The 17,266-nt window shown below is 47.8% G+C and carries 16 protein-coding genes; 11 read left to right on the top strand and 5 right to left on the bottom strand.

Translation table 11 applies throughout. From position 1 onward, the window contains the following. The first annotated feature begins 2 nt into the window (after positions 1 to 2). From AC14M5_RS20145 to AC14M5_RS20190, 10 genes are all read left to right on the top strand, one after another. On the top strand, positions 3 to 1,199 hold the full coding sequence (locus AC14M5_RS20145; RefSeq protein ID WP_484031509.1) for a hypothetical protein: 1,197 nt from the start codon (positions 3 to 5) through the stop codon (positions 1,197 to 1,199). Between the two features lie 259 nt (positions 1,200 to 1,458). Then, on the top strand, positions 1,459 to 1,620 hold the full coding sequence (locus AC14M5_RS20150) for a hypothetical protein (protein ID WP_484031510.1): 162 nt from the start codon (positions 1,459 to 1,461) through the stop codon (positions 1,618 to 1,620). A 243-nt stretch (positions 1,621 to 1,863) separates the two neighbouring features. Next, positions 1,864 to 2,355 (top strand): DUF4352 domain-containing protein, encoded by a 492-nt coding sequence (locus AC14M5_RS20155; RefSeq protein WP_484031511.1) that lies wholly within the window; start codon positions 1,864 to 1,866, stop codon positions 2,353 to 2,355. A gap of 140 nt (positions 2,356 to 2,495) precedes the next feature. Further along, positions 2,496 to 2,885, top strand: a complete 390-nt coding sequence (locus tag AC14M5_RS20160) for a hypothetical protein (protein WP_484031512.1) — start codon at positions 2,496 to 2,498, stop codon at positions 2,883 to 2,885. A gap of 501 nt (positions 2,886 to 3,386) precedes the next feature. Then, a complete protein-coding gene (locus tag AC14M5_RS20165; RefSeq protein WP_484031513.1) occupies positions 3,387 to 3,545 on the top strand; it encodes a hypothetical protein in 159 nt (52 codons plus the stop codon). 16 nt (positions 3,546 to 3,561) lie between these two features. Further along, a complete protein-coding gene (locus AC14M5_RS20170) occupies positions 3,562 to 4,086 on the top strand; it encodes a cytochrome C oxidase subunit II (protein WP_484031514.1) in 525 nt (174 codons plus the stop codon). A gap of 10 nt (positions 4,087 to 4,096) precedes the next feature. Continuing rightward, positions 4,097 to 5,824: a cytochrome c oxidase subunit I gene (locus AC14M5_RS20175; protein ID WP_484031515.1), complete on the top strand. Its 1,728-nt coding sequence runs from the start codon at positions 4,097 to 4,099 to the stop codon at positions 5,822 to 5,824. Between the two features lie 63 nt (positions 5,825 to 5,887). After that, positions 5,888 to 6,553: a sulfite exporter TauE/SafE family protein gene (locus tag AC14M5_RS20180; protein ID WP_484031516.1), complete on the top strand. Its 666-nt coding sequence runs from the start codon at positions 5,888 to 5,890 to the stop codon at positions 6,551 to 6,553. A 79-nt stretch (positions 6,554 to 6,632) separates the two neighbouring features. Continuing rightward, positions 6,633 to 9,020: a heavy metal translocating P-type ATPase gene (locus tag AC14M5_RS20185; protein WP_484031517.1), complete on the top strand. Its 2,388-nt coding sequence runs from the start codon at positions 6,633 to 6,635 to the stop codon at positions 9,018 to 9,020. A 182-nt stretch (positions 9,021 to 9,202) separates the two neighbouring features. Beyond that, complete coding sequence (locus tag AC14M5_RS20190) at positions 9,203 to 11,263, top strand: 4Fe-4S binding protein (protein ID WP_484031518.1); 2,061 nt, start codon at positions 9,203 to 9,205, stop codon at positions 11,261 to 11,263. 153 nt (positions 11,264 to 11,416) lie between these two features. Here the strand turns inward: AC14M5_RS20190 and AC14M5_RS20195 are convergent, their stop codons facing one another. Next, entirely contained in the window at positions 11,417 to 11,908 is a 492-nt protein-coding gene (locus tag AC14M5_RS20195; protein WP_484031519.1) for a hypothetical protein, read from the bottom strand. 293 nt (positions 11,909 to 12,201) lie between these two features. Between AC14M5_RS20195 and AC14M5_RS20200 the strand changes: the two genes are divergently transcribed. Then, positions 12,202 to 12,606: a c-type cytochrome gene (locus AC14M5_RS20200; protein WP_484031520.1), complete on the top strand. Its 405-nt coding sequence runs from the start codon at positions 12,202 to 12,204 to the stop codon at positions 12,604 to 12,606. A gap of 151 nt (positions 12,607 to 12,757) precedes the next feature. Here AC14M5_RS20200 and AC14M5_RS20205 read toward each other — a convergent pair whose 3' ends face one another. The 4 genes from AC14M5_RS20205 to AC14M5_RS20220 form a co-directional block, all read right to left on the bottom strand. Further along, positions 12,758 to 13,519, bottom strand: a complete 762-nt coding sequence (locus AC14M5_RS20205) for a 4'-phosphopantetheinyl transferase family protein (protein WP_484031521.1) — start codon at positions 13,517 to 13,519, stop codon at positions 12,758 to 12,760. Between the two features lie 415 nt (positions 13,520 to 13,934). Further along, a complete protein-coding gene (locus AC14M5_RS20210; protein ID WP_484031522.1) occupies positions 13,935 to 14,579 on the bottom strand; it encodes a class I SAM-dependent methyltransferase in 645 nt (214 codons plus the stop codon). Positions 14,580 to 14,648: 69 nt separating this feature from the next. After that, entirely contained in the window at positions 14,649 to 14,780 is a 132-nt protein-coding gene (locus AC14M5_RS20215) for a hypothetical protein (protein WP_484031523.1), read from the bottom strand. Positions 14,781 to 14,807: 27 nt separating this feature from the next. Continuing rightward, the gene (locus tag AC14M5_RS20220) at positions 14,808 to 17,261 is read right to left on the bottom strand and encodes an ABC transporter permease (RefSeq protein ID WP_484031524.1); all 2,454 of its coding nucleotides are present in this window, start codon (positions 17,259 to 17,261) and stop codon (positions 14,808 to 14,810) included. Between the last annotated feature and the right edge of the window lie 5 nt (positions 17,262 to 17,266).

Raw genomic sequence — 17,266 nt, forward strand, 5'->3', positions numbered from 1 at the left:
CTTTGAATAAAAAAAACCTTTTATTCCTGTTGTGTTTTCAAATTATTGTTGGCTCCTGTTCTACAGGCAATTTGACAACAGAAGCTTTGTTTCCTGTTACTGATACTGTTACTCCCATTTTGGAAACATCAGAGGCGCTTTTAAACGAAAGTACCTGCCTAGACTTCTCTGAGACTGTTCCCGAGAGTTTAGCATTCCCTGGAAAACTAATTATCTACAAGCAACATGAAAGATTTCTGCTTAACCTTACCAACAAAACTTATCTCCCTCTTGTTGGCGAGATTTCACCTGATGGAAAAAAAATAGCTACCTATGTATATGGAAAGGGAATTCAAATAACCGATAATTCGAACCATATGTTAATGACAATTCCATGGAATCCAAGATGGACTGAAGCAAATAAAATTCTATTTGGTGATCTAGCAGAATATGATAGATTGTTTTACGGCTGGCGTGATAATGATGAGATTGGAATTCCTGCTCTGCCTGTTGGTTCTCTATTTTTATTAAATACAGTTACAAGTGAAGCTAGAGAAATAACGTTTCCCTATAGCAATGAGGTATGGTCTCTTGGCGGTTCGGCAGATATTAGAGATAATTATGTCAGTTTTTCGCCAGATTTTGATAAAGTAGTATATGCGTCTACCATGTCTCATTTAGTTTTGCGAAATAATTCGGTTTATAGTGATGGGAAATGGAGAACGGTTATTTGGGTAGGATTCTCTTTTGCGTATTCAAATCCAAGCTGGTCTCCCGATGGGTCAAGATTTGTATTTGTGATAGAAACAAGAGGAAATATCAAAAACCTATTTCAAGTTGATGCTGATTTTGCAGTTGGGGAAAGACAATTGACAGACCTAAATAGCCTCTTCAACAATCCTTATCAAGTATCGATTACTCAAATTAGTTGGTCTCCAAATGGAAAAAAGATAGCATTTGTCGCACATTTAACACACAATGAAGGAGATGAACCCTTGCCTCGTCTGCTTGTTTTAGACGTGGATACAAACGATCTTGAAGACTACTGTAATCCTGATCCTAACACTCCATATACTTCTAATGGCTTTTCATATGTTTGGTCACCCGATGGAAAATATATTGCTACAGATACTACAATCGTGGATTTGGATTCGCGCCGTGCATATAAAGTTCCTGATGTTTACATACTTGACTGGGTTGGCGAAGGGAGAACGCGCTAAAGACATTCCGGGAAACATGATTCTAAATGTTAGCTGACATAGATTTCTAATGCGCAAAAACACCTTTCCCTCATGCCCGTTATTCTCCTGCTCGCCACCTTTCTTCTCTCTGATCCCATCCCTCTGTCACGCTTGTGCTGGGAATGACATTGCTCTTACTCAGCCTCATAGCTGCTATCAGAGTCGGCTTTCAAATTCTTGTTCCGACTAAAGATGCATTAATAGGTGCGCCTCTTTTGGAAACGGGAATGGAGTCTAAATGGATATTAATGAAAAACAAGGTGCTATGATTAATGAACTGTTGATAAATATAATTGAACTTAGAAAAAAATGGAAAACTACCCAGAATACATACTCTAATAAGAGAGGTTTGATTAATGTTCTCGTAGATATTGAAAAATATTGTCTAGCCAGGATTTAGATTAGGTAAATTTGGCAAGGATGAGTTTGGAATTTTTATAATGGTGACAGATAGTTCATTCCTAGACGATAATGCTATTGGAAAAGAATTAATGCCCTTACTTAACAAGTTTTATCTTTTCTCGTCAAACAACCAAGAAAACAATTGCTAACAGTGATTAGTGCCCTACTAGTTAGATGTTAATTTGCAATGATCATAAAATATGTATCTATTTTCTTTTTACAAAAACAGAGGCAAACAATCATGAGAAAAAATCTCCTTATTCTGCTTTTAGTTCTCTTGTATGGAACGATCTTTACATCATGTAATGCGAAATCCACTCAGTCATCACAAAATTCCACCCACAGCGTCCAAGAATGGATTCAAGTCGGAGATTACGACATTTTCGTGCACGAAATCATTGAAGAACAAGAGGCCATGGATGGTAAACACTTAGTGTATATAGAGGTTGAGTATGCTAACAATCGAAGCGTAGAAGAATTAAGTTGCCGAAGAAATCAATGGTACTTGTACGATAGTCAAGGATATAGTTACGAAGCTGAATCAAGTAGCGATCTATACGAAAATAAGGATTTGCAATATTTAGGAGGGGATCGCTTTCTGAATCAAAATATGCAATTGCGGGGCTGGCTCGTATTTAAGGTTCCAGAAAACACAACTATTACAAGAATCCAATTTATTACAGGTTTCATCGGTACGGAAACAGCCGACATTATTATTAATGACCTGAAATAAATTAACTATGTCAAGGTTGTCGTTTATACGTTTTTATAAAGTGCAAGGCGCAAATGGCTGGAAATATTATTTTGCAGAGAGAGCAAGTATTTGGTCGTTAACGTTTTTTTGAAAACTATCATCTTGATACACCACCAACCATGAACGGAATTATTCAAATGCTCAAAAAATATTCACCTATAATCTCAATTGTACTTTTGCTGGTCACTCTCGGGTCCCTCTGGTGGTATCCATCTGCAACGCCTGTATTAAGTATCGCGTGCTTAATGTCTACCCTTGCGGCAACGGTGTATACAATCTTCGAGAAGCACAAAGAATCAAAAAACCTGCGCGTGAGGGTCGGAAAGGATGTGTTGATTCTGATTCTCACTATACTTAGCATTGCCTTCCTCAGCGGGCTTGCTGCGATGCTTGTAAATTCCTATGTCAGCCTAAGTTTTGGAGTAATTGCAGGTTTTGTCTCGGCAATTGTGGCGAGTTTTGCGGTGGGATATTTGGTTAAAAGGGCAATAAGTAGGTTGAGCAGCTAGATTAAAAGGATATGCGGTTCACAACAATTACCCTACTATCACAGACGTGATTTCTGGAATTGCTTCCTTGCAGGTGACCATTGACGACGGACAATGGACGATGGTTAATAGTCCATTGTCTTTCTCCGACGGTGTGCATACTTATCAGTTCCGCGTAACAGACAACGCGGCAATGTGACCGAGACTCCAATCTAACGGCTGAGCATAGACACGATTGCGCCTGTAATCGAAATAGACGGGGAACTCAAGTTCGGCGAGCCCCAATCATCCCGGGAGAGGAAAACAGCGGCTTGTATACCTTCGTGCCGTGATCGAATATGACGATGAGAATTAGAAGAAGATCGTCTGGCTGGATGCGCTGACAGGCAACAAAGCCATACACAAATTTTCTACTGTGTTTTCTGTGACTAATGTCACTATGATATTCGGGGGTGTTTGATAAACTCTGTGTAATAAGACAATAATTGTGATAAAAGGCTCATTACACAAAGGAGAATTGCCATGCCCAACAAAGAAAAAGATGAAGATGAACCCATCTCCCAAGGCCAGAAAATCTTTGACAATATTTGGCTGTTATTTATCCTCTCGTTGGTGATCAGCACTTTGATCTACAACGTATGGGGAATAGTGGATCTTATGGGAGTGCCGCTTGCTCCGTAAGCGGTGAGGAGAGAATATGTTAGCACCTGAAAAAAATTGGTGGAAGCCGATGGGCCGCATCGAAAAGACGTGGCTGACTGTTGCACTTGTATGGTGTGTCTTCTTAACCTTGATGATGCCGCTTTGGTATTTCAATGGCAAGCAGAATGTTCCCACAGAAACATATCGCATTTCGCCCGCAGATTTCGGAGCGAAAGTAAACGCCTTTGTGGAACAATACACGATTGGTACCGATGAAGCGACTGGGTTCCCGATCGTTGCCGCGCCTCCTGGCAGTGACTTGTACCTGCGAGCCAGCACCTGGCAGTGGTATCCCATCCTGCAACTTGAAAAGGGACAGGAATATCGCCTGCACATTTCCTCGATGGATTACAACCATGGCTTCTCGCTCCAGCCTGTGAATATCAATTTGCAAGTCTTGCCTGGTTATGATTATGTGGCGACCATTACTCCCACAAGCTCAGGCGAATTTACCATCGTTTGCAATGAATATTGTTTTGTCGGCCATCATACGATGGTTGGCAAAATGATCGTGAAATAGAGGAACCAAGATGGCTACACTTGCACCTACAACCTCCTGGACCAGTACCTCAAAGGATGATTATCGCGATTGTCCTGTGACCACCCTCAAAGTGGACATGCACACCGAACGCCTAATCATTGCCAATGCAGTCATGGCAGTAGTCTGCCTCACGCTTGGCGGTATTGCCGCATTATTGATCGCGTTGACCCGCTGGCAGGCAATTCATCTGCTTGGCGCGGCATGGTTCTATCGCCTGCTCACTTTGCACGGCATTGACATGCTCGTTGCATGGATCGTATTCTTTGAAATGGCTGGCTTGCACTTCGGCTCAACTGTGCTTTTGAATGCGAGGCACGCTGCACCCAAACTCGCCTGGACGGGCTTCGGCATGATGACCGTTGGCGGCTTGATGGCGAATGCGGTGGTGCTGTTTGACCCCAACTCCAGCGTGATGTTTTCGGCTTATGTTCCGCTAAAAGCACATCCGTTGTTCTACCTCAGTTATATTTTGTTTGCAGTCGGCGCGTTGATTACGGTTATTACTTTCTTTATTAACATCGTGGTCGCCAAACGTGAAAATCGTTTTCAAGGTTCATTGCCCTTGGTCGTCTTTGGTTTGATGACCGCCGCAATTCTCGCAACCTACACTTTGCTCGAAGGCGCAGCCGCAATCGTACCTGCTTTCTTCTGGTCATTGGGTATTCTGAAAACCTATGATCCAGGTATTTATCGCAACTTCTTCTGGGGCTTCGGCCATCCTGCGCAACAAGTCAATCTGGCAGCGATGGTTTCCATCTGGTATGCGCTCGCGCAAATGACCGTTGGCATTCGCCCGGTGAATGAGAAGTTTTCACGCCTTGCTTTCATCTTATATCTGTTCTTCATCAATCTCGGTTCCGCGCATCACCTGTTGGTTGACCCTGGCCTCTCCTTCGCATGGAAAGCCGTCAATACTTCTTACGCGATGTATCTCGCGGTGCTTGGTTCGATGATGCATGCTTTCTCCATTCCTGCCGCGATAGAAATTGCCATGCGCGCCAAAGGATACAGAAAAGGATTATTCGGCTGGCTTCGCAATGCGCCCTGGGCCGAGCCTGGTTTTAGCTCGCTCGTCTTATCCATGTTCCTCTTCGGTTGGATCGGCGGCGTGACAGGCGTAACCATTGGCACAGAGCAAATCAACTTGCTTGTGCATAACACACTGCGCTTGCCCGGTCATTTCCATGCCACTGTGGTGAGCGGCACGACGCTTGCTTTCATGGGCTTTACATATTATGTCATTCCGCTCATCTTCCGCAAGGAATTGAAACTCAAGAGTTGGGCAAAATGGCAGCCATATGTATTCGGTTTCGGAATGTTGTTGACTTCACTGGGTATGATCACCAGCGGTTTGCAGGGCGTCGCCCGCCGCAATTGGGATATCACCTTCGCAGGCGTTGTACCTGGCACCGTTGAGATCACCATGGCCATCTTCGGCATCGGCGCGATCCTTGCAGTGATTGGCGGGATTATGTATGTCACCATCGTGTTGGTCTCAATTTTGACTGGCCCGCGTTTGGAAGCCAGCAACTTGCTGCTCGTAACCGGCACAAACAACCCGCTGCTCGAATCTACCAAGATCACCGATCACCAAATGGAAGACAAACAGAATCAACCCAAAGGTTCTCTGGTACTCGTCCTCATCTTCCTAGCTTGGTTTGCTGTGTATTATCTCAGCAACTGGTGGCTGCTCGGACGTACCTGGTTTATTCGTTAGTTTCAATTTGTAAATCATCGGAGGCCATTCAACGGCTTCCGATGATTTACTTTAAAGGTATTAATGATCGCGCCTCTTTTTCTTGGTTTACTTGGAAGTCTCGGCCATTGTGTGGGGATGTGTAGTGCCGTGGTCTTGCTTTTTGACAGGCAGCCCGTTTTTAAAAATAAATTTGCATGGGTCTTCGCACATGTAGGCCGTGTGACAACTTACTCGCTGCTTGGCTTGCTTGCGGGCGCATTGGGCCAAACACTTTGGTCATTTGAAAAACTCCAGGCAACTCTTTCGATTCTTTTTGCAATCATCGCTTTTTATATGGCCTCCGCTTTTATTGGATTAACTCCCTCGCCCGAAATTTTATTTTCTGGATTGATCCAACGCTGGGGCAAAGCCATGCGCGGATTCAAATCCGCTTCGCTCCCTACCTCGTACCTGCTCGGTCTCCTTTGGGGATTCCTCCCCTGCGGCCTGGTCCTGACGGCTCTCCTCATGGCGGCAGCTTCGACTAATATGCTTCAAGGCGCATTGACCATGTTCATCTTCGGCATCGCAACCATTCCAAGTTTATTCATGGTTCGCTGGCTTGCAAATAAAATGACCTCACGTATGTGGCCGCGCAGTCTAGCATCATTGGTAATGATGTTCTTCGGCTTCCAATTCGCCATGCGCGGATTTGCTTCACTGGGCTGGGTTGACCATTTCATGTTTGGCTCAGTAATGTTTTGGTAAAAATATATTCTGGTGGTCGAGTAGACGGCGATGCTTTTCCGCCGTCGTATCGAGACTACCAATAAAACAGATATTATTTATGAATCTTGCAACCACTGCCGTTCCATCTAAATCCAAAACCCTCGTCACTTGTTCGCTGTGTGAATTAACGACGTTCCATCCTCTGACAAACACGCAAGGGGATGCTTTCTGCTGTCCATCGTGCCGCGAGGTGGCGGCGTTGTTGGCTGAGGCGTCAGCAATGTCCATTAATCCGAATCAGGCCAAGAGCGTGGAAGGAAGCGCGGAGGTCGTCATCACATTGGGCGGCATGTGGTGTTCATCCTGCGCGTGGCTGGTGAGTGAACAACTCAGGCGTACACCTGGTGTAGTTAGTGCCGAAGTCAGTTTTATCCAGAAACAGGCAAACCTAACTTATGACGCGTCGCTATTGGATGCGCGGAAAATAATAAAGCGCGTGCGTTCGCTGGGTTATCAAGCGACACTGCCAAACGAGAAACCGCACGATGAAGAAGAATCTTTTTACACACGTTTGCTGATTGGCGGCGTGATGGTTTTGCATGACATGGTCGTCGGCGCAGGAATCTACGGACGCGAACTTCTCGGCCTCGCCTCGCCCGAAACACAATGGCTGGTTGATTTCTTCCAGTTGATGATGTTGGTTACAAGCCTGCCTGTTTTGATCTTGCTTGGCTTGCCCATTCTGCGTGCGGGACTCGCGAGTCTGTTTCGTTTACAACCCAACATTCACACATTGATCGCGATTGGCACATTCTCTGCATTCGCTTTATCTGTGCGCAACTTTATCTCTGGCACTGGCGGATTGTATTTCGATACAGCTACGATGCTCATCTTTTTGGTTTCCATTGGACATTGGCTGGAAATGCAGGCGCATAAATCCAGCAGTAAGGCTGTGGCGCGATTGCTGGAGCAGATTCCCGATCAGGCAATTATAGTGACTGGCGAGCAGGATAAGTCAGTGCCTGTCAGTGAATTGAAACCTGGTCAACGGGTGCGTGTGCGGCCCGGTGACCGTTTTCCTGTGGATGGCTTGATCGCAATTGGCGAAGGGGATGTGGACGAGTCTTTGCTAACAGGTGAGCCGAGACCCGTAACCCATCGCGAAGGGGATGCAGTCAAAGCGGGGACAATCAGCCTTGATGGAAGTTTTGAAGTGATCGCAACTGCGGTAGGTGACTCGACAGCCGCAGGTCAAATTGGACGGCTCTTGCACGAAGCTTTGTGGAATCGTTCTCCCATTGAAAGACTCGCCGACAAATTATCCGCGTGGATGACGCCGATTGCGCTGGCTCTCGCGACGATTGCTTTTTTGATTTGGAATTATTTTTCAGGATTTGAAACTGGCTTGCTGGTTGCGCTATCTGTTTTACTGATCGCGTGCCCGTGTGCGCTTGGGTTGGCAACACCTCTTACGCTTTGGCTGGCCTTGGGACGTGCCGCCGAATCAGGTGTGATCTTGCGCAGCACCGCCGCCCTCGAAAGACTGGCAAGTGTGAAAAAAGTCTTCTTCGATAAAACAGGCACACTGACCAAATTACCAATGCAGGTTCTCAATGTCTTTACTCTGGAGTCCGACAGCTTGCTGTCGGATAATTCAAAAGAATTCTTGCAAATTGTCGCTTCAATTGAAAATGCTTCCGAACACCCGATGGCAAAGGCAATCGTTGACTCTGCGCGAGCGAAAAAAATAAAATTATCCAAACCCGAAGAATTCAATGCCTTGCCTGGCATGGGTGTGATCGCAAAACTTGATGGAGAGAAAATAGCCATTGGGAGCGCGCGCTTCATGTTTGCTCAGGGGTTGACTCTTTCCGTCAGATTGGAGAAGCAGGCTGAGGCGTGGAAAGAAGCGGGTCAGGTTGTTGTCTATGCTGGTTGGGGAGGAAAGGTCATCGGGCTGATCGGCTTGGGAGAAACCATCCGCAGTGAAGTGGGTGAGGTGATGACTCAATTGCAATCACGCCGACTTTCGCTCGGTGTGTTGACAGGCGATGAAAAACAAGCGGGGACGCGCTGGCAAAACATACTTGGCATTCCCGTCCATGCCGCGCTCAGCCCCGAGGAGAAAATGTCTTATTTACAAAATGATGCTGCGATGATCGGTGATGGGATTAACGATGGTCCTGCGCTTGCCGCTGCGACGGTGGGGCTTGCGATGAACCACGGAACTGATGTGGCACGCACTGCTTCTGATATTGTGCTCATGCGTGAAGACCTGCGCGTGATTCCGTGGCTCATGGATCTTTCGCGTGAAGCCATGAAACGCGTTCAACAAAATCTCGGCTGGGCTTTTATTTACAACATCATCGGAATTGCACTCGCAATGGCTGGCTTGATGAAACCTGTCTTCGCCGCGCTGGCAATGGTGCTGAGCAGTATCTTTGTCACAGCTAATGCAATGAAAATGAATAACTTTGAATTACTTGATGACACGGTGGTTGAGTAGGCGGCGGGGTTCAACACGCCTTTGCAAGACAACTTAACTTCTGCCGCCGTATCGAAACTACCACTTAACCATCAAATAAATGATTTTAAGTAAACATGAAATGGGTGGTCTCGATATGTTCCTCACTATCGTTCGGAACTACTCGACCACCGACATAAACTTAGAACCTGGAACCCTAATACATGACCCCTAACTTGTATGCAAAACGCCGCTTCCTTCGCCGCCTCGAAAAACTATGGACTTTGTTCGAAGGACTTATTAACCGATTCACAAAATCGGATTTCAATCCTTTTTATCATCTCGGCACGCTGACTATTTTCATGTTGATCGTGCTGATCGCAACGGGCACGTATCTTACACTCATCTATCGCCCAGGTCTCGATGTCGCATATGCCACCGTAGATAAGATTGATTCCAATTGGTTTGGTTCCCTCATGCGCAGCGTCCATCGTTACGCTTCTGACGGCATGATCGTGCTCATCGTTTTGCATTTATTCAAATCATTGGTCAGCGACCGTTTCTGGGGTCAACGCTGGCTGGCGTGGACAAGTGGCTGGCTCATGCTCGCGATGGTTTGGTTGACAGGCACGATGGGCTATTGGCTCATCTGGGATCAACGCGCGCAATGGATGACCGAGTATATGATGCAGGGTCTTCCAGGCACATCGGGTCTCACATATGTCGCGCCTGATCTCGCCTCACGGACTTTTTCAAATTTCGTCATCATTCTCTTCCTGCATGTTTTTCTGCCGTTGATCAGTTTTCTCGGAATTTATATTCACAGTTTGCGACTCTCTCGCGCGCGCTGGTGGTCGCCGCGTTGGGTTAGCATTCAAGCTATTGTTGGTCTCGTGGTTTTATCACTCATCAAGCCCGCCCTATCCTCCGCGCCCGCAGACTTATCACATCTCATAAAATCTGTGCCGATGGATGCGTTGTATCTTGGCTTTTTGCCTTTGATCGATCTATGGGGCAACGCAATTTTCTGGGGACTTGCGATTCTCGTCGGCGGCAGTTTGTTCCTGCTCCCCTGGCTCGCATCCGGGCGTGACCTGGGGCCTGCCACTGTTACCGATCCAAAGTGTACTGGCTGTAACATCTGCTACGCCGAATGTCCGTTTGACGCGATCCGCATGACTGACCGAAATGATTCTTCTGGATATCATAAAATTGCCATTATTAATAATTCTCAATGTACCGCTTGTGGAATCTGCGTGGGCGCATGTCCTACAGATGCAATTGATTTGAAGGGCGGCTATAACGGAGATGCTGTCTTTGGTGTTGTGAAAGGCGCGCTTCATCGCGAGAAAAACGATGGACATCCCGTGACGGTTTTATTTGCAAGTCAACGTGATGAAGCATTGGGCGGATTGCCCGCGCAGTTAACTGTCAGCGGGAATAATGCTCCTGTAACTGTAGCAGGCTGGGGCGCGGGCGATTCGGCGCGCGTTATCACGGCTGTACTGCCATCCATTAGCACAGTCAATATTGAATGGATCAAGTCGTTGAATAATGAAGGCGTGCGCGATGTTATCCTGCTTTCGTCCCCGTATGATGACGGCGTGTATCGTGAAGACGCACACTGGATATTGAACCGTTTACATTTGCGCCCCGCTTTAATCACAAAGGGATTGCATTGGCTCGAGAAAACGCCTGGCGATTCAAACGCAGTGACGAGTTTTCTGAATAACCTGCATAGTGCTGAAACACAAGCAAAAAAGAGCGCGCCTGTTTTGCCGCCCGTGAAGAATCGCAATAAATTAATACCTTCCATCGTCAGCGTATTGATTGGGACAATACTATTATTTGCCATCTTTGCGCTGGCCATTCCGCTTGATATTCCTGCGGGTATGTCCACAGCAGATGGGGCGGCCATGCGGGTCGCGCTTGATCTAAAAGGAAAGATTTCTGCTGCCGCGATTCCCCCAGGTGTAACCCTGCCTGAAGGCGCGGATGCGGAAAAGATATTCGGCGGTGAGCATTTCCCCGTTCTGGTCCGCGTGCTGGTTGATGGTGATGTGATCCTTGATAAAACCTACCAGCCTTCAGGCTTGAGTGGGAATGGCCGTATCTCAACGCTTGAATTCCTGCCGCTTACACCTGGCACACATCAAATTGAGATTTTGCTAAAAGATGATGGGAGTGATTTCCGAACAGTTTTCTCAGATGAGGTTGTCTTCGATGTGTCACAGGTGATCGTGTTTAATTATGATGATAAAAGTAACACGGTTGAAGTAAGATAAAACCATACTAAGAAGCTGATGTCGTTGCGAGGAGCCGCTCTTGTACTAAGGCGACGAAGCAATCTCCTCGTTGTGTGTGAGATTGCTCACCGCACTGGCGTGCGGCGCAAGTGTCGGGTGGAAGAACACCATCCTCACAACGACATGACTCTTTTAATTCTTTTGTTTTGGCTTCATTTGATATGCAATAAAGAAACCGATCAGCAAAACAGCCAATATCGCAAAGGGAATCCATGTTAGCCGCGCATCTTCAGCGAGGATGGCGCGAAAAGGTTCTTCAATGTCTGGGTTCGCAGTGTACCATTTTCCGCCGTCCTCAGTGAAACCGTTGACGATGCCATCGTAATACACATACCCTGTGTATGGATAGTAATGCAATTGATCATATGGCACGCCTTTGCTGCCATCCACATACATCCGCACAATTTGATAGCCTGCGCCAGGGTCAGCGGGCGGATCAATACTGCCCTGTGAAAAATCTGCAAACACAAAATGATCCTGCGTGAACAAGGGATTGGATACATTGATGTCGCCTGTAATGCCAGGGCCTCTAATTACAATGTAGTCAAATTCACCATTAGCATAGGCAATGGCCGTAGGAATAAGAAGAACTAAAACTAAAAATAGGATGTGTATCTTTTTCATGTTTCTCCGTTTTTCGAAAATGATCTTGAAGTCCGTTAATCATAATGCCAGACATAGGTCAAATTTTATCCCGTTCTTAGGCTGAAGCAAAATGCACACTCCCAGACCCTGTCGGTCAAATTATCACATGATTCACCGATTCGTCATTGTCCCAGCGCAAAGAAAATCGCGGCGGGTACTAGTAGAATGTTGAAGAGAGATAAAGTCGTTTGTAACTTAAGTTACTGATGCGATCATACAAAGTTCATATAATATGTCCACATTCCTAATATGAAATAACTGGAGAGGTCTCGATGAAGAAAGTCTTATTTCCCGTAATGGTTTTGATTGCGCTCGTTCTGGCAGCTTGTGGCGGTGGAGGCGGTGCAGAGGCAGTTGCTACGCTGGCTCCTGTTCCTTCCGAGTTTGCTGGCACGACCAATCCCCTTGATGCAGATGCGGCGGCTGCCGGTGCGACTGTGTTCAAGGTTAATTGCGAATCCTGTCACGGCCCCCAGGGTCACGGTGACGGTCCTGCCGGTGCCGCGCTTGACCCTGCTCCCAAAAATCTTGCTGAATTACAAGCCACTGCTGGCGATGATTATCTATTCTGGCGTGTTAACACCGGAAAAGAAGGCACATCCATGGTTGCATGGAAGGGCGTTTTAACCGATGAACAGATCTGGCAGGTTATTTCGTTTATCCGTACGCTCAAATAAAGTGTAAGTTTTATCTGAGTAGTATGAAATAAAAAGAAGACAGGCTGAAAACTCAGCCTGTCTTCTTTTTATTCAGATGACTTGCGCTAATTCAATCCAGCCGGCCTGAATTTATACCCGTATATCCGATATGTGCAACTTCGGATCCATTTTAGCTCGAACTATTGTTGTAATTCTGAAATATCACTTTTCCTTCATGGCTTTCATGTTCTTCGACGGCGATGGCGGCTTGATAGTTAATTACTGGGTTGAAGGGCACCAAGCGCCAGAGGATGGCTTGTTCTGAATCTCCGCCAATGGACGTTAATGTCGCGGAGCCGTCAGCGTTCAGAGATACTTCGGCCTGGTTCAAGGGTACGCTCAGCCCGCTGCCGTTGGCTTTGAGGAAAGCCTCCTTGCAGGTCCAAAGCTTGAAAAATGCATCCCATTTTTTGTCACCGGAAAGTGAATTTATCAATGCACTCTCACGAGCGGAAAAGAATCGTTCGGCAAAGTCGTCGGCGTTTTGCATTGGGCGAATATGCTCAAGGTCAATGCCTACCAGGCGATCCCAGCCAAAGATGTACACTGCGCGGTCATGAGAATGGGACAGATTGAATTTTAGTGCCTTATTCTTGATTTCTGTTTCCAATGCGGGCTTGCCATATGGCCCGTAGATGAATACGATTCTTGAGACCTCTACCCCCAGGTAGCTGCTCAAGAGTGTCCGCAAGATTCCGCGCCCAAATATGTAGCGATTCCGATCTCTTTCAAAATAAAATCGTTCGGCGCGCGCTTTTTCATCAGGTGAGAGAACTGAAAAAAAACGCGATAATTCTTCAGGGGAACCCTCCAAAAGGGCGTACCAGATATGTAGGTCAGTATCAAGTAGGGGCTGGGAGAGAGGCGAGGGCGATCCTGGAAAGTCAGTCATGGTTAGTAAAATTTTGTCCCGCAGGTTTGACAAGAAGAAACGTGCGGGACCTTTTCATGAGTGAATCAATAAAGGAAGATCGCCCTTAGGCTGCTTCCCTTCGTTTTTGCATGAAGACAGTGGCAGCGAACATGATGGCAATGATGGATGATTTGAGCCGCCCAGGTGCCAACGATGGTTTTTAGATAAGCATCCCTATCTTCCTAGTTGATGAAGGTCCATCCAAAATCATCCTTGAAATTATCTATGACAGACTCGGCAGCACCCACGGCAACTGCTCGCTTGCCTCTAATTCGGTTATGTCTTCCTGGTAGACCTCCATTTTATCCTTAAATTTCTCCTGTTCCTCCTGCCATGCATCCATTTCTTCATTATAATTTCATCGGTGAAATTGTTGTTGCTTGTGCGGCAGGATTCAGGTATTTTGGACGCGGCCCGAAGCTACATAGAAGAAACCCGAAAACCACTCCTTGTAATGAAAATCGCCAAGCAGCGGTTGCAACGATTCCCATGGCCGTCGCGACATCACTTCAGCCGCGCCATACCTTAATAATTCTGCCAGCCAGTTGAATATAAAACCATTCCAGCCAGAACTACGTTTGGCATCTCCGATTGCCAACCATCCACCTGGTTTAATGTGTGTCACCATCCGGTCCAGCGCACCGCGATAATCGGGAATAACGCCCATCGCCAGAGTACATAGAGCAGCATCGAACTTGGGTTTCAGGTTAATGAGAGCTGCATCACTTCGGATAAGTTCGACATTTAGCCATCCTTCGCGTTTAACGCGCTCTCGGGCCTTGGTCAGCATGGCAGAGGTGTAATCCACCCCTACGAGCTTGCCAGAAGGACCGATTTTTTCAAGAATCAGTGGGAAATTCCGCCCTGTTCCACAGGCGATGTCGAGAACCGTTTGACCGGATTGTAGGTGAAGAGAACCGATGGTTTCCCTGCGGAGACGTTTCTCATTTCCAAGGATATAAATTGGGGTCAACAAATCGTAGACCTTGGCCCAATTTTGATAAGTGTGCTCAATTGCGGTTTGATCGAAGCTACTCATGGTAAATTTCCTTTTGCATTTGCCTTCTTCTTTATCGCGTGTTGATTCATTGACTTGATGGCTAGTCTGTTAGTGAGGCCGAGGAATGCTATTGTGAAGGCGCATCATGGCATCCAATAGGCCTGGCGAGTAGATCGCTGCCAATACACACAATGCTATTACAACGATCACAACGATGATGGTAACAACTTTTTTGTTCATCTAATTTTTCTCCTGATTTTTTCCACTTCACAAGTATGCGAGCGCTTCACGAACGGTCAGACGGGCGGCTTGGGAGGCTGGCACCAGAGTCGCCAGTGCCGCTCCCACGATGACCACGAGAATCCAGATGGCGATTCCCACGGCAGACAACTCGAACGGGATAGGTGAGCCAAGGAACAAATTGCCAAGACCCGCCGCCATCGCCCAGGTGAGGGCAAAAGCAGGAAGGACTGCAACCACACAACTTACCACCGCAATAAAGACACCCTCGAACACCACCAGGCGCCGGATGGTAGAGTCATTGGCACCGATGGCTTTCATCACGCCGAACTCGCGCGTACGCTCGATGACATTGGTGCTCATGGTCGAACTCAGACCGATCAGGCCGACGATGCCAATTGTGGATGCGATCAGCAAAATTACTCCCACCAGGATGCCGGAATGTTCCTCAGTGGATGCAACCATCGCATCGATGGTGCGCGGCTCCTGAGCCTCTACTCCGGCTTCGGTGAGCGCACGGGCAACTGCCTGCCCGATGGAGACACGCTCGTCCTGAGCACGTCGATTGATGATAATTCGGATGGTGTTGGACTGATTCTCTCGGCCGCTTGCAAGTTCATAGCCCTGCTGGGTAACACATGGGCAACTGCCTCCCATCCCGCCTGCCAGCCCAATGACACGCCAGGTCGTCGGGCGATCCTCCACCGATAGCTGAACGCTATCGCCAACCTTCACGTCTGGCATGGTCTTGAGAATGGACACTGGCAGCACAACGGCATCTGTGTCATCCGGGCTAAGCCAACGGCCCTCCGTGATGGGTGGAGGAATCAGCATGGAGGTCGATGCAGGAACAGCGCTGAGCCCCAGTGAGCCGTGTCCTTGATCCGGGTAGGTGTGCGTCACGTTTATTTCGCCCACATTCTGGATGCTCGTCGTAATGATGTCCCATCCTTCGACACGGCTGACACCGGAGACTTTCTCCACAATCGCAGCTACCTCACTGGAGGATGCAGGTTGATCAAGCCGGATCTCAACGTCCCAGTGTTGCTCATCATAAATCGTATATGGAATCTGCTGGAAGCCTGCCATCACGTTGAAACCGCTGACGAATATCGCTCCACCGATCGCCAGTAATCCAACGGACAGAAACAATCGTGCCTGGCGGCGAAAGAGATTGCGAAACGCGCCCATGATGATGCGATCAACATTGCGCAGCCGCGTCAACCAACTTAACAATCCGGTTGTGATGCGCCCCGGCTGTTCTGCAACTCCATGCTCATCCAGCGCTTCGCGTACCGTTCGGCGGCCGGCTCGCAGTAACAGAGGGATTGCAATGAGCAGTGGAACGAATATCCCGGCAAGTATGACGATGGCAAACATCTCCCATGGTACGCTTAAGCCGGCGACGTCAATATTCAGCGCGCTGCTGAGCATCGCCTGCGCCAGGGTGCGACCCAGGAACATCCCCGGGACAAATGCCAGAGCCGTAGCCAGGATTGACACGAGCAGCACCATGATGACATACAATTGCATGATGCGGCTGGAACGGGCGCCAATCGCTTTCATCATGCCAATCTGGGGGATCTGCTGTGTCAGCAGGCCATTGAACATCGTGGCGATCAGGATGGAACTCAAGAGGAGCGACAAAAGGCCAAAAGCCGTCAGTGTGCTGAGCAACGTATTCGATATTTGCTGATGAGGATGCTCATACGGTGTTGGGATCGCCACCTGTTTAATGGTGATTCCGGGCATTGCTTTGAGCCGGTCAACGAGACCGAGTGCAGTACGCACAACCACATCTCGATCCCGGCTCTGAACTTCCAACCCGGGCTGGCCGGCAACGGTGATCAGCAACTGGTCAAGGGCAGGTGGTTTGCCCAGGACCGGTAACGTATCTGTCTGAATGTATCCAACACCCGCGCTTTGACCTGCCAGTGCCAGGCTTTGATCATGCACGATGCCCGTCACAATTAACTGCTTAGGTTGGCCGTCGAAACCAAGGACAGCGACCTTATCGCCTACAATCAGATTAAGCGATTCAATCGTCGAACGCTCCAACAGAATACTGCCGGGCTGAGGTGGCCAATCACCACCTTGTTCAATTTTGAAAGTGGCGATGCGCATCGGGTCGTCAGCCGCAGCCACGAAGAGCTGCAGGGATTTCAAACCGCCGCTCTCCTGTTGAAGTTTGACGTTTGTTATCTGACGCATCGTCGCATCGATCACTCCAGGTTCGGCTTTTGCCGCGACAATGAACTCATCCGTTTTGTCGGGCATGATCCCCGGCTCCAGCCTGATCCGAGCGGAGGCGGGATTTGTGCTCATGTATCCACCTGTTGTATTCGACAGCACCAGGGTACGTGCGTACAACATACCGCTAAAGACGATCAAACTGGCGCTAATGGCTATAACCATCATAACCATCCGTTCCCAAGTTGTTTGAATATCGCGCAGTAATTTGATAAAGAGTAATGGTGTCATGACAG

It is taken from the genome of Candidatus Villigracilis sp. (assembly GCF_057083605.1).

Bases quoted from the DNA above. Each gene is read 5' to 3' on its own strand.
- AC14M5_RS20150 (WP_484031510.1), top strand. From the start codon at position 1,459: ATGGATATTAATGAAAAACAAGGTGCTATGATTAATGAACTGTTGATA.
- AC14M5_RS20155 (WP_484031511.1), top strand. From the start codon at position 1,864: ATGAGAAAAAATCTCCTTATTCTGCTTTTAGTTCTCTTGTATGGAACG.
- AC14M5_RS20160 (WP_484031512.1), top strand. From the start codon at position 2,496: ATGAACGGAATTATTCAAATGCTCAAAAAATATTCACCTATAATCTCA.
- AC14M5_RS20165 (WP_484031513.1), top strand. From the start codon at position 3,387: ATGCCCAACAAAGAAAAAGATGAAGATGAACCCATCTCCCAAGGCCAG.
- AC14M5_RS20170 (WP_484031514.1), top strand. From the start codon at position 3,562: ATGTTAGCACCTGAAAAAAATTGGTGGAAGCCGATGGGCCGCATCGAA.
- AC14M5_RS20175 (WP_484031515.1), top strand. From the start codon at position 4,097: ATGGCTACACTTGCACCTACAACCTCCTGGACCAGTACCTCAAAGGAT.
- AC14M5_RS20180 (WP_484031516.1), top strand. From the start codon at position 5,888: ATGATCGCGCCTCTTTTTCTTGGTTTACTTGGAAGTCTCGGCCATTGT.
- AC14M5_RS20185 (WP_484031517.1), top strand. From the start codon at position 6,633: ATGAATCTTGCAACCACTGCCGTTCCATCTAAATCCAAAACCCTCGTC.
- AC14M5_RS20190 (WP_484031518.1), top strand. From the start codon at position 9,203: ATGACCCCTAACTTGTATGCAAAACGCCGCTTCCTTCGCCGCCTCGAA.
- AC14M5_RS20195 (WP_484031519.1), bottom strand. From the start codon at position 11,908: ATGAAAAAGATACACATCCTATTTTTAGTTTTAGTTCTTCTTATTCCT.
- AC14M5_RS20200 (WP_484031520.1), top strand. From the start codon at position 12,202: ATGAAGAAAGTCTTATTTCCCGTAATGGTTTTGATTGCGCTCGTTCTG.
- AC14M5_RS20205 (WP_484031521.1), bottom strand. From the start codon at position 13,519: ATGACTGACTTTCCAGGATCGCCCTCGCCTCTCTCCCAGCCCCTACTT.
- AC14M5_RS20210 (WP_484031522.1), bottom strand. From the start codon at position 14,579: ATGAGTAGCTTCGATCAAACCGCAATTGAGCACACTTATCAAAATTGG.
- AC14M5_RS20215 (WP_484031523.1), bottom strand. From the start codon at position 14,780: ATGAACAAAAAAGTTGTTACCATCATCGTTGTGATCGTTGTAATAGCA.
- AC14M5_RS20220 (WP_484031524.1), bottom strand. From the start codon at position 17,261: ATGACACCATTACTCTTTATCAAATTACTGCGCGATATTCAAACAACT.